Annotated in this window: 19 protein-coding genes; 13 read left to right on the top strand and 6 right to left on the bottom strand. The window is 52.1% G+C overall.

Going from position 1 to position 18630, the window contains the following annotated elements; all coding sequences use genetic code 11:
- Position 1: 1 nt before the first annotated feature.
- Both H6868_06290 and H6868_06285 read right to left on the bottom strand, forming a co-directional pair.
- Complete coding sequence (locus H6868_06290; GenBank protein MCB9988928.1) at positions 2-1132, bottom strand: 3-dehydroquinate synthase; 1131 nt, start codon at positions 1130-1132, stop codon at positions 2-4.
- A gap of 19 nt (positions 1133-1151) precedes the next feature.
- A complete protein-coding gene (locus H6868_06285) occupies positions 1152-1727 on the bottom strand; it encodes a shikimate kinase (GenBank protein ID MCB9988927.1) in 576 nt (191 codons plus the stop codon).
- Between the two features lie 292 nt (positions 1728-2019).
- On the opposite strand from H6868_06285, the gene H6868_06280 reads away from it, so the two are divergent.
- The 3 genes from H6868_06280 to H6868_06270 all read left to right on the top strand — a co-directional run bounded on the left by H6868_06280 (position 2020) and on the right by H6868_06270 (position 5876).
- The gene (locus tag H6868_06280; protein ID MCB9988926.1) at positions 2020-3804 is read left to right on the top strand and encodes a hypothetical protein; all 1785 of its coding nucleotides are present in this window, start codon (positions 2020-2022) and stop codon (positions 3802-3804) included.
- An 11-nt stretch (positions 3805-3815) separates the two neighbouring features.
- Positions 3816-4811: a site-specific tyrosine recombinase XerD gene (locus H6868_06275; protein ID MCB9988925.1), complete on the top strand. Its 996-nt coding sequence runs from the start codon at positions 3816-3818 to the stop codon at positions 4809-4811.
- Positions 4812-4928: 117 nt separating this feature from the next.
- On the top strand, positions 4929-5876 hold the full coding sequence (locus H6868_06270) for an acetyl-CoA carboxylase carboxyltransferase subunit alpha (protein ID MCB9988924.1): 948 nt from the start codon (positions 4929-4931) through the stop codon (positions 5874-5876).
- Between the two features lie 3 nt (positions 5877-5879).
- On the opposite strand, the gene H6868_06265 is transcribed toward H6868_06270, so the two are convergent.
- The gene (locus H6868_06265; GenBank protein MCB9988923.1) at positions 5880-6299 is read right to left on the bottom strand and encodes a ribbon-helix-helix domain-containing protein; all 420 of its coding nucleotides are present in this window, start codon (positions 6297-6299) and stop codon (positions 5880-5882) included.
- Between the two features lie 259 nt (positions 6300-6558).
- Here H6868_06265 and H6868_06260 point away from each other — a divergent pair, with 259 nt between their 5' ends.
- Together H6868_06260 and H6868_06255 are read left to right on the top strand one after the other, a co-directional pair.
- Positions 6559-7080: a J domain-containing protein gene (locus tag H6868_06260; GenBank protein MCB9988922.1), complete on the top strand. Its 522-nt coding sequence runs from the start codon at positions 6559-6561 to the stop codon at positions 7078-7080.
- Positions 7081-7083: 3 nt separating this feature from the next.
- Positions 7084-8100: an AAA family ATPase gene (locus H6868_06255; GenBank protein MCB9988921.1), complete on the top strand. Its 1017-nt coding sequence runs from the start codon at positions 7084-7086 to the stop codon at positions 8098-8100.
- Here the strand turns inward: H6868_06255 and H6868_06250 are convergent.
- Positions 8097-8315: a hypothetical protein gene (locus H6868_06250; protein MCB9988920.1), complete on the bottom strand. Its 219-nt coding sequence runs from the start codon at positions 8313-8315 to the stop codon at positions 8097-8099. The genes H6868_06255 and H6868_06250 overlap by 4 nt on opposite strands.
- A gap of 132 nt (positions 8316-8447) precedes the next feature.
- Between H6868_06250 and H6868_06245 the strand changes: the two genes are divergently transcribed.
- Entirely contained in the window at positions 8448-10214 is a 1767-nt protein-coding gene (locus H6868_06245; GenBank protein ID MCB9988919.1) for a cobaltochelatase subunit CobT, read from the top strand.
- Here the strand turns inward: H6868_06245 and H6868_06240 are convergent, their stop codons facing one another.
- Positions 10215-10490, bottom strand: a complete 276-nt coding sequence (locus H6868_06240) for a hypothetical protein (GenBank protein MCB9988918.1) — start codon at positions 10488-10490, stop codon at positions 10215-10217.
- A gap of 255 nt (positions 10491-10745) precedes the next feature.
- Between H6868_06240 and H6868_06235 the strand changes: the two genes are divergently transcribed.
- Both H6868_06235 and H6868_06230 read left to right on the top strand, forming a co-directional pair.
- The gene (locus H6868_06235) at positions 10746-12086 is read left to right on the top strand and encodes a histidine--tRNA ligase (protein ID MCB9988917.1); all 1341 of its coding nucleotides are present in this window, start codon (positions 10746-10748) and stop codon (positions 12084-12086) included.
- Complete coding sequence (locus tag H6868_06230) at positions 12083-12748, top strand: hypothetical protein (GenBank protein ID MCB9988916.1); 666 nt, start codon at positions 12083-12085, stop codon at positions 12746-12748. Before H6868_06235 ends, H6868_06230 begins: the two co-directional genes overlap by 4 nt.
- On the opposite strand, the gene H6868_06225 is transcribed toward H6868_06230, so the two are convergent.
- Positions 12726-13130 carry a SufE family protein gene (locus H6868_06225; protein MCB9988915.1) on the bottom strand — a complete coding sequence of 135 codons (405 nt, stop codon included), beginning with the start codon at positions 13128-13130 and terminating at the stop codon, positions 12726-12728. The genes H6868_06230 and H6868_06225 overlap by 23 nt on opposite strands.
- A 185-nt stretch (positions 13131-13315) precedes the next feature.
- Here H6868_06225 and clpX point away from each other — a divergent pair, with 185 nt between their 5' ends.
- The 5 genes from clpX to H6868_06200 all read left to right on the top strand — a co-directional run bounded on the left by clpX (position 13316) and on the right by H6868_06200 (position 18374).
- Entirely contained in the window at positions 13316-14611 is a 1296-nt protein-coding gene (gene clpX / locus H6868_06220; GenBank protein MCB9988914.1) for an ATP-dependent Clp protease ATP-binding subunit ClpX, read from the top strand.
- 112 nt (positions 14612-14723) lie between these two features.
- A complete protein-coding gene (locus H6868_06215) occupies positions 14724-15686 on the top strand; it encodes an exopolyphosphatase (GenBank protein MCB9988913.1) in 963 nt (320 codons plus the stop codon).
- 9 nt (positions 15687-15695) lie between these two features.
- Complete coding sequence (locus H6868_06210; protein MCB9988912.1) at positions 15696-17039, top strand: deoxyribodipyrimidine photo-lyase; 1344 nt, start codon at positions 15696-15698, stop codon at positions 17037-17039.
- Complete coding sequence (locus H6868_06205; GenBank protein ID MCB9988911.1) at positions 17036-17965, top strand: LD-carboxypeptidase; 930 nt, start codon at positions 17036-17038, stop codon at positions 17963-17965. Before H6868_06210 ends, H6868_06205 begins: the two co-directional genes overlap by 4 nt.
- A gap of 70 nt (positions 17966-18035) precedes the next feature.
- The gene (locus H6868_06200; protein MCB9988910.1) at positions 18036-18374 is read left to right on the top strand and encodes a ferredoxin family protein; all 339 of its coding nucleotides are present in this window, start codon (positions 18036-18038) and stop codon (positions 18372-18374) included.
- The last annotated feature ends 256 nt before the right edge of the window (positions 18375-18630 follow it).

Below are 18630 nucleotides of genomic sequence, written 5' to 3'. Positions count from 1 at the left end.
TTTATGCTGCCCCTTGTAAAGACTCGTTCAAAATTTCTTTTACGTCGTTCATATCATCCACCGGCGCTATGAAGGCCCGTCCGACCCCGCGCGTCAAAATGAAGTTGATCCGTTGTGCCGTAGCCTTTTTATCATGTTTCATGAGAGCCGCCAGCCCTTCCGCGTCGATATTTTCAAGCGGCGGAAAGATCATGCCGGCCCTGGTCGGCAGGCCTGCTGCCGCAAAATGATCCTGCACACGCCGAGCATCTTCGTGCGGGCACAGCCCCAGCCGTGCCGACAGGTTATAAGCCATGACGGTTCCGATCGCGACAGCTTCGCCATGCAGCAGCCGCCCGTCATACCCCGCTGCCGCTTCCAGCGCATGCCCGAACGTATGCCCCAGATTGAGCAAGGCGCGCACGCCGCTTTCCCGTTCGTCCTGTGCGACGATCTCGGTTTTTTTCCGGCACGATGTTTCGATAGCCTTGGCCAAAGCCTGCCGGTCGCCCTCCAGCAGTTTGGGGCTTTCTTTTTCCAGCCAGATGAAAAATTCCGGGTCGTTAATCAATCCGTATTTGACGACTTCCGCGTATCCCGCCAACAGCTCCCGCCGCGGTAAGGTCGTCAGCGTATCCAGATCGCAGACAACGCTGACCGGCTGGTAAAACGCCCCGACCAGATTTTTTCCCTGCGGCACGTTAATTCCGGTTTTGCCGCCCACGGAACTGTCGACCTGAGACAGCAATGTTGTCGGCACCTGTACAAACGGGATGCCGCGCATAACGGTCGCCGCCGCGAACCCCGCCAGATCACCGACCACGCCGCCGCCGACCGCCACCAGAACAGACTGGCGCGTTACGCCATGATCCAGCATCCAGCTGATTACGCTCTGGTATGTCTCAAATGATTTGCTTTGCTCGCCCGCCGACACCGCCAACATCTGGATGCTTTCCGGCAAGGCCCGTTTCAGGGCGCTGTAAACCTTCATCGCATGGGGATTGGAAACATTTTCATCCGTCAGGACAAACAACGACCGTCCCGTCAGATCCAACGGAATGTAGGCGGTAATATCAGACAGCAATTCCTGCCCGATATGAATGTCATAGGACCGGTCGCCCAGATCGACTGCGATAGTATGCTGCTCACTCATTTACAGATTATTCCTGCGATTACGTTCTTTGCTGTTCATGTAAAAAATCATAAAGCCTGTCGATCGCTTGGGCCAGAACAGTTTCCGGGCTGCCCTCATCGCTTTCGACAACGATATCAGCCTTTTGATAAACAGGATAGCGCTTCTCCGCCAGCTCTTTCAGCACTTTTTCGGGGTTTTCCGTCTGCAAAAGCGGGCGCCGGTCGTTGCGCGCCGTTCGCTCGACGATCACCGGGATATCCGCCTTTATCCAAAGCGAGAGTGATTTTTTCCATATGGCATCTGCTGTCTCCGGCGTCATGACGGCCCCGCCGCCGGCAGCGATCACCTGCACGCCTTCCCCCAGCAAGCGAGCCATCACACGTTTTTCCCCGTCACGAAAATAAGGTTCTCCATAGCGCTCGAAAATTTCGCTCACACTCATGCCGGCGGCACACTCGATTTCGTCGTCCGCATCGACGAACGACATCTCCAGCGCGTGCCCCAACATCCGGCCAATCCGGCTTTTCCCGGCGCCCATCAGTCCGATCAAAACAATGGGGCGGTCCAGCCGCTGACGAATATAGGAAATTTTATCTGTATCAAAATCAGTCATGCGATCCCTGTTATGACATGAAAAAAACCTTTTGAAAACCACAGGAAAACTTATCCCATTGTCATCTGTCTCTATTTTGATTAGGGTGTTTTTTCACCCGCTGGAGAATAAGTCACAACGAAAACAAACTGAGCATGAAAAAAGCCGTCGTCATAACTGTTCTTGTTCTTGTCGTCCTCGCCGGCGTTTTTTCTTATTTCGCCGTTACCGACCTACCGTTGGAAAAACAGACCATTACAAAAACTGTTTCAAACGAACGGTTTTTCTCAACGCCAGAGTAAAAGCAGCCCCCATGTCCCGAACGACACGCTTTGCCATTATTTCCTGTTTTATTTTTTCCCTTTTTGGTTTTATCCCGGCACCGGGAATGGCCGGAAACCGACTTGCCGGCAGTATGCCGGGCAAGCATACGGGATCAGCGCCCACAAGCCATTTGGGCAATGTTGACCTTCCACAGCTCGAATCATTGGGGTTTACCCATGAACCCGGCTTTAACGCCCTGCCCCTTACCTTGTGGGACGGCACGAAACGCGCCGACATCGAATCATCTCTGATTGATCTACCCGGCGATATAGGAAATGCCGTTATTTACGACACCGTCAAACGGGTGTTGCTCAGCCGGATCGACAGCCGGATGGTAAAAGAATCAAAACGGCCCCAGCCCGGACATGACCTTCTGACCCTGCGGCTGGAAGCCTTGATTCGGATTGGCGCTTTTGAGGAAGCCGCCACCTTATACACCCGGATGACGGAGCCCCCCTATCACGAACGGCTGGCCCGTGCCGGCATCCTCGCCTTTTTGTTCAGCGGGCAACCAACACTGGCCTGTCTGGAAGGTTTTTCCCTGGAAGACCGTTTTTCCCGTAGCGTGGACCCAGACTTTGATTCCGCAGCGTTCTGGTCCGGTCTTGATAACGCCTGCCGGATTATCAATGATTTACCCGTTGCAGAACCGGAAGCCTCAAAAGACGGCGAAGAAAAAACGGCTGCTTATCCTCTTCTCGATAAATTTATTTATGGCGATAACTACGTTTTCACGCCGCAAACTGTGGACCAGTTGCAAACCCTTCCTCTTCTAACGTACGGCATTCTCTCGGCCTCCGGACGGATAAACTACAGCCGCCTGACCGAAGAAGACACCCTGTCGCTGCCGCCTTTTATTTTGGCTGTGGCCCTGCAGGATAAAGGGCTACCGCCCGGCTTGCGGATGCGTTTTCTAATTGCCGCCGTAAAGGCGGGGCTGCGTCATCAAGATGATTTGGAAGAGTTCTACGAATCTGTTGCCTTCCCGATTATTGAGACGGAGGCTCCTCTGCCCGGCACGCTGCTTGACGACATAGCCGGCTGGAAACGTCTGCCCTATTTGTATCAAACGCTCCGGAAAATCCACGGTGAAATTGACAGTACACTGATCGTCAAAACCCTGCGGGAAGGCAACCGGTACGGGCTGGTGTCCCTGTTGCCTTTTGCCGACATTATCCGGTCAACGCCGCCGGAAACATTGTCTTCGGAAAAGGCCGTACGCGCCGCATTGCATTTATTGCTGCTGACCGATTCTCCCTTACCGGATTCGTGGCGCGATTTCTGGCGCGCGCAGTTATCTTCAGAAAATAACCAAGACGATGTTTCGCTTTTTCTGTTGTATGCCGCCGGGGTCGTCGGCCATCAACCCCCGGCATTACCCGCCGGAGAGGATAAAGACATATCCTTTGATTACAATGCCTTATCACCTTATCAACACGCTATCCTCCATGCCTTGTTTGAAAAACTTGACACGGACGCGAAATTACATAATATTGACGCCGATAGCTTTTATGAAAACCCGGAAGGCTTGACTTTTGGCGAAGATTATGTAATGCCATCTGAGAGTTTAGTGCAACGACTACGGACGGCGGCCAAAAAAGGCCATACCGGCGAAGTTGTCCTGTTAAGTGGAATATTGTTTAAGAAAACACCGTCTGCAAAAATAAACGGTGAATTAATGCAGGAAATACTAGACAGTTATACCTTTGTGGGGCTAATAAAAGAAGCTCAGTTATTTACAAAAGAAGTAATATTGAGCCTTGATAATAAATAAGGAGACAAAAGATGGCACGTCCTGGACGTCCGGCAATGCCGAAACCTGATTTACACCCGTTGGTCGATTCCTTTCTGGATATGCTGACCACAGAACGTGGCGCTGCCATGAACACTCGTCAGGCATACTGGAGAGATCTTGCCGACTTCAGCCTCTGGCTGCGTGACAAGAAAAAGATCGAAGTCGTCGATGCCTCGACCGATGAAATCAAATCTTACCTTAAAGAACTTGGCAACAAGATCCATGTAAAAGGACAGAACAAAGCACAAATTGCTTCCCGGACTGTGGCACGTCGTTTGTCGGCTCTGCGTCAGTTCTACCGCTACCTGATTTCTGAAAATGCGCGCAAGGACGATCCGACCTCGACCGTCGAAAGCCCGAAACAAACGCGCACATTGCCGAAAACCCTGAGCGAAGCAGAAGTTACGAACTTGATCGAAACCGCGGCTCAAGGCGGCGGCGGCGACAGTGTCCGTCTGGTTTGCTTACTGGAAATGCTGTATGCCACGGGCCTTCGGGTTTCCGAACTGGTTGGCTTGCCGATGTCTGCTATCGGTGAAGATGTCCAGTTCCTGATGGTTGAAGGCAAAGGCGGCCGGGAACGCATGGTTCCCCTGTCCGAGCCGGCCCAGAAAGCCTTGAAAAACTATATTGAAATCCGCAGCCAGTTTATTGGCGGCGAAAATCAGGGCGTGCAGGCTCAATGGCTGTTCCCGTCCCGTACATCGGAAAGCGGTCACCTGACACGTCAACGTTTTGCCCAGCTCCTGAAGGATCTGGCTGACCGTGCGGGCATTGAAGCCGGCTGCGTCAGCCCGCACATCTTGCGGCACGCTTTTGCTACGCATCTTTTGTCTCGCGGTGCCGACTTGCGCTCCGTACAGAAAATGCTGGGGCATGCCGATATCGCCACGACGCAGATTTACACGCACATTATTGGTGAAAAAGCGAAAAAGACCGTGGAAGACAAGCATCCGCTGTCTAAAAGCGGTTCCGGCTCCAAATAGGAACGCCGTGGCGGTCCGCCGATAACAAAACATTCTTCTCAGGCAGACATTCGGTTTGAATATGTCTGCCTGATTTGCTATGTATCTCCTTTCAAAGAAATAATCAGTGAGATTTTTATGAGCAAGCTTGAGTTTGAAAAACCGGTTCTGGAACTGGAAGCTAAAATTGCAGAACTCCGCAAAGTGCACAGCGACGGCGATATCAACATATCGGATGAAATCAACCGCATGCAAACCAAGGCGGAAAGACTTCTGGTCCAGATTTACAGCAAGCTCACACCACAACAGAAAGTTCAGGTCGCCCGGCATCAGGAGCGCCCCCATTTCATGGATTATGTGGCAGGCCTGATCGAGGATTTCACACCGCTGGCCGGTGATCGTAATTTTGCCGAAGACCATGCCATGCCCGGTGGGCTGGGACGGTTTCGCGGACGTTCCTGCGTTATTCTGGGGCAGGAAAAAGGCGCGGACACCGCCAGCCGGATCAAACATAATTTTGGCATGGCGCGGCCCGAGGGATACCGCAAAGCTCAGCGCCTGATGAAAATGGCTGAACAATTTGGCTTGCCGGTTATTACACTTGTCGATACGGCAGGGGCCTACCCCGGCGTTGGCGCCGAAGAACGGGGGCAAGCCGAAGCTATTGCCAAATCCATCGAGGTCTGCCTGCAATTAAAAACACCGATCGTATCGACGATCATCGGTGAGGGCGGCTCCGGCGGGGCTATCGCGATTGCGGCAGCCGACAAAATCCTGATGCTGGAGCATGCCGTTTATTCCGTCATCTCCCCTGAGGGCTGTGCCTCTATTCTCTGGCGGAGCGCGTCGCATGCCAACGATGCCTCGGCGGCCCTGAAAATGACGGCCCAGGACATGTACGAACTCAAGCTGATCGACGGGATCATCGCCGAGCCGATTGGCGGCGCGCACCGCAACAAAGCCGAAACCATAGAATCCGTCGGGAATCATATCGAAAAATCACTGCAAAAACTGTGCCCCGAGGATGGCGAATCCCTGAAACAGAAACGCCGCCAGAAGTTTCTGGCCATGGGACGGGCCGCCTAGATTTTAATTATGCGCCAGACGTTTTGATGGCAGCGCTTCGTCCTGACTGGACACGCTACGGCTTCCTAATTTACGGACTTTCCGGTTGTCCCATAAGGTGCGGTCCCCTTCCGACATCTGGGCACGACTGAGCATTCGTTCAAAATGACCATGACCGGCTTTTCTGTGACCTTCGTCAGTCGCCGCCGCTCGATAATAGAGCATTAAGAAGACACGAATAGCCGCCGTCAAAGACGTATCACTATTTTTCCTCATATGAACCAACGAGCAAATATCATGAATACGGCATTTTTCTCTGCCCGCGATATCCCGTAAAGCGCCCCACATTTCAGGTTCCAGACGAATGGACGTTCGTCGCCCCAGAATTGTTATATTCCGGCTAACCAAGGAACTGGGGGGTCTGGCTTCGCTATGATTTTTCATTTTTCTGTCTCTACACTTTGAAAAAACGATAATGACACACGCGATGATAACATTTTTTTCGAATAACACAACCCTAGGGTGATATTGTTCCCTTCATCTATTTAAACATTCAAAAAAGTAACGCTGTCCAGATGTTACACTTGCTATATGCCCTGCGGGCTATCATAATCCGGGGACGATGCCCAGAATACGCCTGAAACGAAACTCTCCTGAATTCGAAACACCACAGACAGAGGCAAAGACAGCCCCTTCCTGTGACATGCCCGGGTGTCCTGCCGCCGGGGATTTTAAAGCCCCGAAAGACCGACTGCTTAATGAATACTACCACTTTTGTCTGGAACATGTACAAGAATACAACCGGGCGTGGAACTTTTTTTCCGGTATGGCGCAATGCGATATCGAAGATCACATCGTCAGCTCTATGACCGGAGAGCGGCCAACATGGCGCTATGACGGCTTTGCCGGTCTGGAAGAAAACCTCTATCGACGAGCCTGGCAAAACTATCACTACACGGAAAAAGACCCCGGACAGGACAAGGCAGAGGCCACAGGCCCTGCCTACACGACCCCGGAATATGACGCCATGGCTATTATGGGGCTGGAACCACCCCTGACCCTCGACAGGATCAAGTTGCGTTATCGGACGCTGGCAAAACAACACCATCCGGACCTGAACAAAAACAATCCAGAGTCCGAAGAACTTCTCAAACGCATCAATATGGCCTATACCATATTAAAGCTGGCCTATGAGAAATTTGAAGATCTACCGGAGCGCTCATAAAACATGACCGAGAATATCGACAAGGAACCAATCGCCGCCTCGTTTGACCTGACCCAGATCAAGCAGAAGGAAGGTAAATATACGAGTATCCCCGACAAGAAATTTAATGTCCGGGAAACATTCGGCATTGATATTGACTGGGTTGTGAACGGCTTTAGCGACGACACGAATTTGAACATCCCGAAAATCGACCCGACTTACCAGTTCGATCCTGATACGACGATGGCCATTCTGGCCGGGTTCGAGCATAACCGCCGCGTAATGGTCCAAGGCTATCATGGTACAGGCAAATCGTCGCACATCGAACAGGTCGCGGCGCGTCTGAACTGGCCGTGTGTGCGGATTAACCTCGACTCTCACGTCAGCCGTCTCGATTTGCTGGGCAAGGACATGATCGTCCTGAAAGAAGGAAAGCAGATTACCGAATACAAGGAAGGCCTTTTGCCCTGGGCGTTGCAAAACCCGGTGGCGCTGGTGTTCGACGAGTACGACGCCGGGCGGCCAGACGTTATGTTTGTAATCCAGCGTGTTCTGGAAGCTGAAGGGCGCCTGACCCTGCTCGACCAGAACAAAGTGATTCGTCCACACCCGGCCTTTCGCCTGTTTGCCACGGCGAATACGATCGGTCTGGGCGATACGACGGGCCTTTATCATGGCTCGCAGCAGATGAACCAGGCGCAGCTCGATCGGTGGAATATCCTCGTGACGCTGAACTATCTGGACCACGATCACGAGATGGACATCATGCTGGCCAAGTTCGAAGACATGGACAATGCCAAAGGCAAGGAAGAAATCGACGCCATGATTAAAATGGCTTCGCTGACCCGGCAGGGATTCGTCAACGGCGATATTTCCACTGTCATGAGCCCGCGAACCGTGATTAGCTGGATTGAAAACACTCAAATTTTCAAAGACAGGGAAATGGCGTTTCGCCTGTCCTTCCTGAACAAATGCGATGAAACCGAGCGCCCGATTGTCGCTGAATATTACCAGCGTTGTTTTGGAATAGAACTGGCCTAAAAGCGATTCCGAGGTTCTTGCAGATTTACGGCGAGCGGCGCGGTGCAATTTCCGGCAGCGCTCATCCGGCTTTCCATTTTCATCGTTTTACCATCACCGCCCGTCGTCGCGCCGGCGAACGCCAAGACTAAAAGCCCCATAGCGCCCCATTTAGCACGGCTGGATGACCGCCGATTTTGCCATGCCAGCACTGCATCTACAGGTGTCTTTTCCATTCTCTTTTCACCCTCTTAATGAAAACCATTCTCAACTAATAATTAAAATGATAATCATTTGCAATATGATTTTTTAACTGTCCCCCTACTTCTTATTTCCTTCTGTGATCGGCGGGCGCTCTGTGTTTAAATATGCCTATGGATACCGGCGAAAAAGACCACACCAAGACGACGGCGATTGCCGCGGCGCTGAGGGCGATCGGACGCAAGAAAGACGAGCAGCCCGATGCGGCGACGCTTGAATCCCGCGGACGGGCCGATGCGCGCGCTGTGCATTTGCGGCACCACGACCCGGCCCTGCACCAGCGCAACCGCCCGATGGATTTGACGGCGCAGGAATGTTTCAACGCCCTTGAGCGCGCCCGATGTGAAGCGCTTGGCTACAATGAAATGAAGGGGATAGCAAAAAATCTTCATGCGGAGCTTGAAGAAAAAAGCGCGGCTTACGAGGGATTATCTTCCCGCGAGGATTTAAATACTGCCGAGGCTTTATATCTGCTGGCACGCCTATCCCTGACGGGTGAGGATGCCCCCGCCCCGGCGGAAAAAACTGTGGCGCTCTGGCAACCGTGGCTGGCCGAGCAGCTCGGCGCGGCGCGGCTGGATGATTTGCGGGAATGCCTGTCCGATCAGGCGGCTTTTGCCCATATGTCGCGCCAGATATTGAAACAGCTTTCTATTGTGAGCGATGGCGATTCCCTTGATTCGGAATCGCCGTCCGAACAGGACGCCGAGGATGGCGACGGGGAAGCCGAACCGCAGGACGAAGACCAAGACGATACGACCAGCGACTCCAGCGGCGGTTCGCAGGCCCAGGACGCGGCCGACGACTCCAGCCCGTCTGACGACACGGCCGATCTGGGTGAAGAAGAGATGGATGCCGATACAGCCATGGAAGGCGAAGCCGCCGAGCAAACCATGGACACCGCGCCGCCGGACAGTATGCCCGATGGCGACCGGTTTATTCCCGGCCTGCACGGACGTTATACGATCTACACCACGAAATACGATGAAATTGTCCGGGCCGAAAATCTGGCAGAGCCGGAAGAACTCGACCGGCTGCGCGCCCTGCTCGACCGCAAGCTTTCACACCTGACCGCCATGATTACGCGGCTGGCCAATCGGCTTCAGCGTAAACTGATGAGCCGTCAGCAGCATAGCTGGCAATTCGACATGGACGAAGGGGTTCTGGATACGGCGCGACTGGCGCGGGTAATTGCCAACCCGACGGTGCCGCTGGTGTTCAAGCAGGAAAAAAGCATGGAGTTCCGCGATACGGTGGTGACGCTGTTGATCGACAATTCCGGATCCATGCGCGGACGACCGATCGCGATTGCCGCAATGTGCGCCGATATTCTGGCCCGGACGCTGGAGCGCTGCGGCGTATCCGTCGAGGTCTTGGGCTTTACGACCCGCGCGTGGAAAGGCGGCAAAGCCCGCGAGCTGTGGATCACCAACGGCCGCCCGCCGGAACCGGGACGCCTGAATGATCTGCGGCACATTATATATAAATCGGCCAAAACGCCCTATCGGCGAGCGCGCCGGAATATCGGGCTGATGCTCAAGGAAGGGTTGCTGAAAGAAAATATCGACGGCGAGGCGTTGTCATGGGCGCACAACCGGATCAGCGCCCGCCCGGAACAGCGCAAAATCCTGATGGTGATATCGGACGGTGCACCGGTGGATGATTCCACCTTGTCGGTCAACCCGGCCAACATCCTCGACCTTGATCTTAAGAATGTTATTCAATGGATTGAAAAATCAGAAACAATAGAACTTATGGCGATTGGCATCGGGCATGACGTCACGCGCTATTACAGCCACGCCGTGACCATCGAAGACGCCTCGACTCTCGCCGAGACGCTTACCAATGAATTAATTGGGTTGTTTGATGACTGATTATGCCAGAGCAAGCTTCTGGTTTGCGCCTGCCGTGCGGATAACTTCATCCACTTTGCTGTACATCTCAGCGCACCCCTTTTCATCCTGACGGCACTTATTCGGCACTTCAATCGTTGCCAAGACATTCCCGCCTGGACCAGAAATATCCATCTCAAAATGCGCGCCTTCATTTATGCTACGCCACTGCGAGCTCAGCCCCGCATCAATAATTCTTTTTGTTATATCGTTTTCTTTTGGCACAATAATTTTCGCTGGCTCAGATGGTAAAGGCATTTCAATTTCCCTCTATTTTTTAGAATTTAATTACAAAATTTTCACGACTATAAAAATAATCAGTCATTATGTGCAACAAATTTTTTCATTTTTTCCAAAAATAATTCGGGATTTTCTCCATCCGCTGTCATTGCGAGCACAGCGAAGCAATCCAGACTCTTTTTGTTTGGCACTGGATTGCTTCGGTCACATAGTTCCCTCGCAATGACGAATAGATACTTGCTTCCCTCTGCGCTTTCCCGTAAATCAAAAGTCATGAGCGAGAAAAAACAAATCCACAAACCGGCGCCGATTTCCGGCTTTCCCGAATGGCTTCCCGAAACGCGGCTGGTCGAGCAGCAATGGTTCGATCATATCCGCAAGGTGTTCGAGTCATACGGGTTTTGCAACATCGAAACACCGTCTGTGGAGGCGCTGGATGTGCTGCGCGCCAAGGGCGAGGTTGATAAAGAGATTTACGTGCTGGAGCGCCTGCACAAGGACGAAGGTGATGACAGCGAGGCACGGCTGGCCCTGCACTTTGACCAGACGGTACCGCTAGCGCGTTATGTGGCCCAGCATTTCAACGATCTGACTTTCCCATTCAAGCGTTACCAGATGCAGCGCGTCTGGCGCGGCGAGCGTCCACAGGCCGGACGATTCCGGGAATTCTATCAGTGCGATATCGACGTGATTAACGTTGACGGCCTGCCACTATCGTTCGATGCCGAAATGCCCGCGGTGATGTGGGAAATTCTCTCTTCCCTGCCCGGCATGGAGAGCGAAAACATCCAGATGCGGATCAGTAACCGGAAGATTTTGATGGGATACTTAGATGGCTGCGATCTGGATAAGGACCTTCATCCGGAAGTCCTTCGAACTGTAGATAAACTTGAAAAAATTGGTGAGGACGCCGTTAAATCAATTCTTATTGATGAACTTAGTATGATTGAACCGGAAGCACTTCAAATCCTCGCGTTCGCAAAATGCAAATTAACACCTCAAAACATTAATTCTGAAATTTCTCAGTTTGTCGTTGGCGAAGAAGGCTCTCTTTTACAAGAGGGTATTGATGAGCTTACCTACGTCATGAACCAACTCTCCCACCTGCCTGAAGGGGCTGTCGTCGCGGATTTGTCGATTGTTCGCGGGCTGGATTACTATACCGGGACGGTTTACGAGACGGTGTTTGTCGACGATCCGGGATATGGATCGATTTGTTCCGGCGGGCGGTTTGACGATCTGGCGAGTTCGTACATCAACAAAGCCCTGCCCGGCGTCGGGATTTCGATCGGCTTTTCCCGCCTGTTCGCCCGGCTGGAGGCGCAAGGCAAGTTGCCAACAGGTGCCAAATCCCCGGCACAGATCATGATGGTTTTGCCGAACGAGGAACAGCGCGCGGTCGCCGCCGAAGCAGCCCGGACATTGCGCAGTCGCGGTTACAATGTTGAGCTGTACCACGCGCCGCAAAAGCTGAAAAAGCAGCTCGCGTACGCCGAGAAAAAAGGCATTCCGTATGTCTGGTTTCCGCCGTTTGAAGCGGGCGCAGACCATGAGGTTAAATGCATGAACACGCATGAACAGACCAAAGCCGATCCAAGGGAGTGGACTGTATGATACGCTTTTTCGCCGTTGCCTTACTCTTGCTCCTGCCGGTTTCAGCGCAAGCCGAAGAGTTTTTGTACGCGCCGGATGATTGCGAATTTGCGATTGTATTCCCGGAAGAGCCCTATACCGCCCAGCGCTGCGATCCAGAAAATCCGGACAAATGCAGCAAGATCACCAGCTATACCAAGGTCTTCGGGATGGCCGCCACGGTTCATTTTAACGTCACATGCAACCCGGTTACTGAAAACATGTATGACCGCTATAGCGGCGATATCATGCGCGCGACATTGATGGCGATGGCCGCGAGCAACCATCTGGAGCACATGGAAACGCATTACAACGAAGTCGACGGCGCCAAGAATGCGATTTTGCTGGGGGCCGGCAGCACCGGCAGCAGCGAGATGATATACAGCACGCATTTATGGATCGGCAAAAAATCGGTCTTTACCGTTGAAGCCGAGCTGATCGGCGATCAGCCGCCCGAAGAGGCCGAGGCTCTATTCACCGACATCCTGCGCAGCATCAACCTGAAGAAGAACAAGGAAAAAGCGGCCGAGGAACAGGAAAAAACATCCAAAGACGAAAAAGAGCCAGCCGTTTCTGAGGAGCCTGAAGCGGACACACTCAAGGATGATGCCGGCGATGAGGCTACGCCGCCGCCAGAGTCCTGATTTTCTCCACCATCGCAAAGAAGCCGTTGCGGCGATTGGGGCTGAGGTGCTGGTGCAGCCCCAGACGCTCGAACGCGCCCTCAATATCATAGGCGGCGATATCGGCTGCGCTTTGATCCTGATAGGCCCGCAGCAGCAAATAAATCAGTCCGCGGACAATCTGGGCGTCGCTGGTGGCCGTAAAATGAAAGGTGCCGTTGTCGTTGCGGTCCGCAATCAACCAGACCTTGGAGGTGCAGCCCCGCACGAAATTCTCTTCGGTTTTGTCGGCCTCGTCCATCGGCGTCAAGCGCCCGCCCAAATCAATCAGATAGCGGTAGCGGTCTTCCCAGCTATCGAACAAGGCGAAAGAATCAACCAGTTCTTCAAGGTTTCCGGCCATGGGGATTCACTGTTCCTTAAATATTTACAGGCATTGATTATAGTATGAGCCATCGTGAAGCAAAGCTTTTTGCACAGAATCATGCAATTACCCGTTAAAGGGGCTTGCGCGGCTTCCCCGGTGTTCGCTAGATTGAGGTGTAGATGATTCTACATGGTTTTACGAAACGGATTTAAGGCGCACTTATGAGCAAAGACAAAGAAGACAGCAAAAACACGCTATACTGTTCCTTCTGTGGCAAAAGCCAACATGAGGTGCGCAAGCTGATCGCCGGCCCCAACGTGTTCATATGTAACGAGTGCGTCGAACTGTGCATGGACATCATCCGGGAAGAGGACAAATCCTCGCTGGTCCGGACCGGCCATGGCGTTCCCTCGCCCAAGGAAATTAAAGATTTTCTCGATGACTATGTGATCGGGCAAGACAAGGCCAAGCGCGTTTTGTCGGTGGCCGTTCATAACCACTACAAACGGATTGAACACGGTCAGAGCGGATCGGATGTAGAGTTGGCCAAGTCCAACATTCTGCTGCTCGGCCCGACGGGTTGCGGTAAAACGCTGCTGGCGCAAACGCTGGCCCGGATTATTGACGTGCCGTTCACGATGGCCGATGCCACGACACTGACCGAAGCCGGTTATGTGGGTGAAGATGTGGAAAACATTGTGCTCAAACTGCTGCAGTCCAGTGATTATAACGTTGAGCGCGCCCAGCGCGGGATTGTGTATATTGATGAGATCGACAAAATTTCACGCAAGTCAGACAACCCGTCCATCACCCGCGATGTTTCCGGTGAGGGCGTCCAGCAGGCGTTGTTGAAACTGATGGAAGGCACGGTTGCCTCGGTTCCGCCGCAAGGCGGGCGCAAGCACCCGCAACAAGAATTTTTGCAGGTCGACACGGCGAATATCCTGTTTATCTGCGGCGGTGCATTTGCCGGAATCGACAAAATCCTGTCGGAAAAAGGCCGCGGCACAATGATCGGTTTCGGCGCGGACGTCCGTGAGCCCGATAGCCGTAAAACCGGCGAGCTTCTGATGGAACTGGAGCCGGAAGACCTTTTGAAATACGGTCTTATTCCTGAGTTTGTTGGCCGTTTGCCGGTCATCGCCACCTTGCAGGACCTGGACGAGGAAGCGTTGATTACCATCCTGACCGAGCCGAAGAATGCTCTGGTTAAACAATATCAACGCCTGTTCGACATGGAAGGCGTCAAGCTGACCTTCACGAAAACGGCGCTTGTGGCCATCGCCAAAAAGGCGATCGAGCGCAAAACCGGGGCCCGGGGTCTACGCTCCATTCTAGAGGCTATCTTGCTGGATACGATGTTTGATCTGCCCGATCTGGATGATCTGGAAGAAATCGTGGTTGAGGAAAAAACCGTGACAGAGGGCAAAGCCCCGAAAAAAGTCCTGTCCGACAAGAAAAAGAAAAAAGCTTCCAAAAAAGATGATGACAAAGAGGCGGAAGCGGTCGAAGCCTAAGTCTTCGGAAATCGCTTTCCCTGTCGTTAACCGTGTATTATGATTTGAAAGGATATTCTATTCTTTCAACCTTGTTTTACAGAGCACAGACGATTTTAAGGAGCGACTCCCTATGAGCAGCGAAGCCCTAATCAAACCCGATCCCGCAAAAAAATACCGCCTGATTACCCGCAGCGACATGGACGGCCTTGTCTGCGGCATCATCTTGAAAGAGCTGGGCATGATTGACGAGATTTCGTTTGCCCACCCCAAAGACATGCAGGACGGCAAGATCGAAGTCGGGCCGAATGACATTACGACGAACCTGCCTTATGTCGAGGGCGTTTACATCTGTTTTGACCACCATGCCAGCGAAGCCGCCCGCGTCGAAAACCGCCCGGCAAATCATGTCATTGACCCGGAGGCTCCCTCCGCCGCCCGCGTGGTTTATAATTATTTCGACGGCAACGTCCTGATGAAAAACATTTCCGAAGACATGATGGAAGCTGTCGACAAGGCCGACTCCGCCGCTTTTTCAAAGGATGACATCTTGAATCCGCAAGGCTGGGAACTACTGAGCTTTATCATGGATGCGCGTACGGGGCTGGGGCGATTCCGTGACTTCAATATTTCCAACTACCAGTTGATGATGGAATTGATCGACTATATTCGCGAGAATCATTCGATTAATGAAATTCTAGAACTGCCCGATGTTAAAGAACGCGTCGATCTTTATTTCGAGCACAACAACAAGTTCAAAGAGCAAATTCAGCGCTGTGCGCAGGTTCATCAAAACCTGATCGTGCTTGATCTGCGCAACGAAGATACAATCTGGGCCGGGAACCGTTTTGTACTTTATGCCCTGTTTCCGCAATGCAATATCTCGATGCATATCCTGTGGGGGAAAAATAAGCAGAATACCGTTTTCGCCGTAGGGAAATCCATTTTGAACCGTTCCAGCCAGACCGATGTCGGTCATTTGATGCTGGAATATGGCGGCGGCGGTCACAATGCCGCCGGGACATGCCAGGTTGAAAATCTAAGATCTGAAGACATCAGAAAAGAGCTGATTGACCGGATCAACGCTGACGGCTGATCGGCCGTTATGTCGCATTCCCCTGTCATTCTCTGGTTCCGTCAGGATTTGAGACTTGGCGATAATCTCGCTGTTTTGGCAGCCTACAAAGCCCGCCGTCCGGTCTTCCCCGTCTTTATTCTAGATGATAAAAATGCCGGCGTATGGAAGCATGGCGGCGCCAGCCGGTGGTGGCTGCATAAAAGTTTACAAGCCCTCAACGAAAAACTCGGTGGGACGCTTCGCTTTTACAGGGGCGATGCCCGGCAGATCATCCCCGATCTGGCAAAAGAGTACAAAGCACAGGCGGTCTTCTGGAATCGCTGTTACGAACCCTGGCGTACAGAGCGGGACAAGCAAATTAAAGCCACCCTAAAGAATGACGGCATTCAGGCTGAGAGCTTCAAAGCCAATTTGCTGTTTGAACCTTGGGAGCATTTGAAAGCGGACGGAACGCCGTACAAGGTTTTCACGCCCTATTACAAATCCATTTTGGCTCTGGATCATCTGGATGAGCGTATTGCTTCGGGTTTGATTGATGATGTTATACCGGAGCCTTTCCCTGGCAATCAAACGTCCCTTGAGGATCTCGATCTGCTGGCCGGTTTTCCTTGGCAATCAAAACTCGAACAACACTGGCAGCCCGGTGAAGATGGTGCCCATAAAGTCCTGCATCACTTCATTGAAGGCGGCCTTTCGGGGTACGCGATTAACCGCGACCGGGTGGACGATTTTGACGGAATTTCGCATTTAAGCCCTTACCTGCACTGGGGCGAAATCGCGCCACATCGCGTATGGGAACAACTCACCAACAGGCCGGGAGCGGAAAGTTTCCGGCGGCAACTGATCTGGCGGGAGTTTGCGCATCATACGCTCTATCATTTTCCGGCCCTGCCGGAGAAACCTCTGCACGAGGAATTCAAGAACTTTCCGTGGTATGAGGATGACGATACCCTTCGACGCTGGCAAAAAGGGCTGACCGGTTATCCGCTGGTCGATGCCGGAATGCGCGAACTATGGGCAACGGGAACCATGCACAACCGGGCCCGGATGGTGGTGGCGTCCTTTCTGGTCAAGCATTTGCTGATCCACTGGCACGCGGGGCAAACATGGTTCTGGGATACGCTGGTCGATGCGGATTTGGCCAATAATGCATTTGGCTGGCAATGGGTAGCAGGATGCGGGGCCGATGCGTCCCCCTACTTCCGGATTTTCAATCCGTATATGCAGGCCGAAAAGTTTGATCCGGATGAAGCCTATATCAAGAAATGGCTACCGGAATACGGAACAACGGATTATCCTAAACCGATGATTGATCATAAAGCCGCGCGCGTTCGCGCGCTGGCCGCCTATCAGGAGATGAAAGAAGCATGAGCCATCCCCCTATCCTTCCCCCTGCCCTGCGCCCTGGCGATACGATCGGCATTATGGCGCCGTCAAGCCGAGCCAATCCGGATAGTATTGAAAAGTCAGCGGCGCTTCTTAAAGAAAACGGATATAACGTCTTTATTCATCCTCAGACATATGAAACTTGCAATCAATCTGCCGGATCGCCCGATCAGAAATGTTCTGCCTTGCGAGAGCTTTTGCTTAATCCTGATATTAAAGCGATCATTTCAGCCTGCGGTGGTAACCGTTCCGGATTAATGCTCGATGGTATTGATTACGGTTTATTGTTATCTCACCCTAAAATCATTATGGGTTTTAGTGACCTGACTGTTTTATTGAACGGTTTGTACACAAAAGTCGGCCTTATCGGTTTTCACGGCCCTGACATGGGGCGCCTGTTTCGCCTCGATAAAAAATACTTGGATCAAGGAATATCGCTTTTATCCGGAAAGGCTCAGTCTCTTTTTTTAGAAAATGGAAAAGTTATCGCTGCCGGACAATCTGAGGGACACCTTGTCGGAGGATGTCTTAGCGTTTTTATGAGCCTGATGGGGACGCCCTATCAGCCCGATTTTAACGGGGCTATCCTGTTTATAGAGGATGTTGGAGATGAGCTATCACGGTATGATCGGATGTTAATTCATTTACGCAATACGGGTGTATTCGATCAAATTTCAGGATTAATCCTTGGAGACTTCGGCAAGCCTTTGGATACAGGTATGCCGTTTGGCTTCACACTAGAAGACATTGTTCGGGAGCATACAAGTGATAGAGATATTCCTGTTATCATGAACGCTCCGTTTGGGCATCTCGGACAGTTACTTACATTCCCGGTTGGTGGTAAAGCCCGCTTGACCGCAAACGCTGACAAGTGCACATTAGAACTTACTGATCCTGTGGTTGCCGTTTAGGGACTGGAAATCTTCTCCGAACCATGTCATAAACGCAGCAACGAAACCCGGCAAGAAGGAGCTATCCGCCATGACATTCGTCGTTACCGATAATTGTATTCGTTGCAAATATACCGACTGTGTCGAGGTTTGTCCGGTTGACTGTTTCTACGAAGGCGAAAACATGCTGGTGATCCATCCGGATGAATGCATCGATTGCGGTGTGTGCGAACCGGAATGCCCCATTGAAGCCATCGTTGACGATTCCCACCCGTTGGGCCAGAAGTTCCTGGAGCTGAACCGGGAATACTCTGAGAAATGGCCGAACATTACGCGTAAAAAAGACAAACTGCCGGAAGCCGAAGAATTCAAAGACAAGCCCGGCAAATTTGAAAGCGACTTCAGCCCCAACCCCGGCGAAGGCGATTAAAAACCTCCGTATATTCCGAGTCTCAGAACGGGTCAATTACGATCCGATTCGTTTTGTATGAGAATTCTGGAATTAAAAGTTGAAAATTTACAAATTTTTTACTATACTCACCTTCACTGCAAGACAAGAGGTTTTTGCCCGTATAAGAGAAATAACGGTGACCGTGGCTTCACAAAGAGCTTTAGGTCAATGGGCTAACTTTTTGTAATCGCTAAAAAACTGTTTTTTGGCCCGTAGTTAAATAAAAAATGCATCA

This window comes from Rhodospirillales bacterium, assembly GCA_020638175.1.
Lineage (GTDB): Bacteria > Pseudomonadota > Alphaproteobacteria > Micavibrionales > Micavibrionaceae > JACKJA01.
Note: the sequence above shows the minus strand (reverse complement) of the source record. Positions and strands in the feature narration are given on the sequence as shown.

Excerpts from the sequence above, each read along its gene's own strand:
- H6868_06230 (MCB9988916.1), top strand. The coding sequence starts at position 12,083 with ATGATACGCTTTTTCGCCGTTGCCTTACTCTTGCTCCTGCCGGTTTCA.
- H6868_06225 (MCB9988915.1), bottom strand. The coding sequence starts at position 13,130 with ATGGCCGGAAACCTTGAAGAACTGGTTGATTCTTTCGCCTTGTTCGAT.
- H6868_06245 (MCB9988919.1), top strand. The coding sequence starts at position 8,448 with ATGCCTATGGATACCGGCGAAAAAGACCACACCAAGACGACGGCGATT.
- H6868_06210 (MCB9988912.1), top strand. The coding sequence starts at position 15,696 with ATGTCGCATTCCCCTGTCATTCTCTGGTTCCGTCAGGATTTGAGACTT.
- H6868_06270 (MCB9988924.1), top strand. The coding sequence starts at position 4,929 with ATGAGCAAGCTTGAGTTTGAAAAACCGGTTCTGGAACTGGAAGCTAAA.
- clpX (MCB9988914.1), top strand. The coding sequence starts at position 13,316 with ATGAGCAAAGACAAAGAAGACAGCAAAAACACGCTATACTGTTCCTTC.
- H6868_06285 (MCB9988927.1), bottom strand. The coding sequence starts at position 1,727 with ATGACTGATTTTGATACAGATAAAATTTCCTATATTCGTCAGCGGCTG.
- H6868_06290 (MCB9988928.1), bottom strand. The coding sequence starts at position 1,132 with ATGAGTGAGCAGCATACTATCGCAGTCGATCTGGGCGACCGGTCCTAT.
- H6868_06235 (MCB9988917.1), top strand. The coding sequence starts at position 10,746 with ATGAGCGAGAAAAAACAAATCCACAAACCGGCGCCGATTTCCGGCTTT.
- H6868_06205 (MCB9988911.1), top strand. The coding sequence starts at position 17,036 with ATGAGCCATCCCCCTATCCTTCCCCCTGCCCTGCGCCCTGGCGATACG.
- H6868_06260 (MCB9988922.1), top strand. The coding sequence starts at position 6,559 with ATGCCCGGGTGTCCTGCCGCCGGGGATTTTAAAGCCCCGAAAGACCGA.
- H6868_06250 (MCB9988920.1), bottom strand. The coding sequence starts at position 8,315 with ATGGAAAAGACACCTGTAGATGCAGTGCTGGCATGGCAAAATCGGCGG.
- H6868_06275 (MCB9988925.1), top strand. The coding sequence starts at position 3,816 with ATGGCACGTCCTGGACGTCCGGCAATGCCGAAACCTGATTTACACCCG.
- H6868_06215 (MCB9988913.1), top strand. The coding sequence starts at position 14,724 with ATGAGCAGCGAAGCCCTAATCAAACCCGATCCCGCAAAAAAATACCGC.
- H6868_06265 (MCB9988923.1), bottom strand. The coding sequence starts at position 6,299 with ATGAAAAATCATAGCGAAGCCAGACCCCCCAGTTCCTTGGTTAGCCGG.
- H6868_06240 (MCB9988918.1), bottom strand. The coding sequence starts at position 10,490 with ATGCCTTTACCATCTGAGCCAGCGAAAATTATTGTGCCAAAAGAAAAC.
- H6868_06280 (MCB9988926.1), top strand. The coding sequence starts at position 2,020 with ATGTCCCGAACGACACGCTTTGCCATTATTTCCTGTTTTATTTTTTCC.
- H6868_06200 (MCB9988910.1), top strand. The coding sequence starts at position 18,036 with ATGACATTCGTCGTTACCGATAATTGTATTCGTTGCAAATATACCGAC.
- H6868_06255 (MCB9988921.1), top strand. The coding sequence starts at position 7,084 with ATGACCGAGAATATCGACAAGGAACCAATCGCCGCCTCGTTTGACCTG.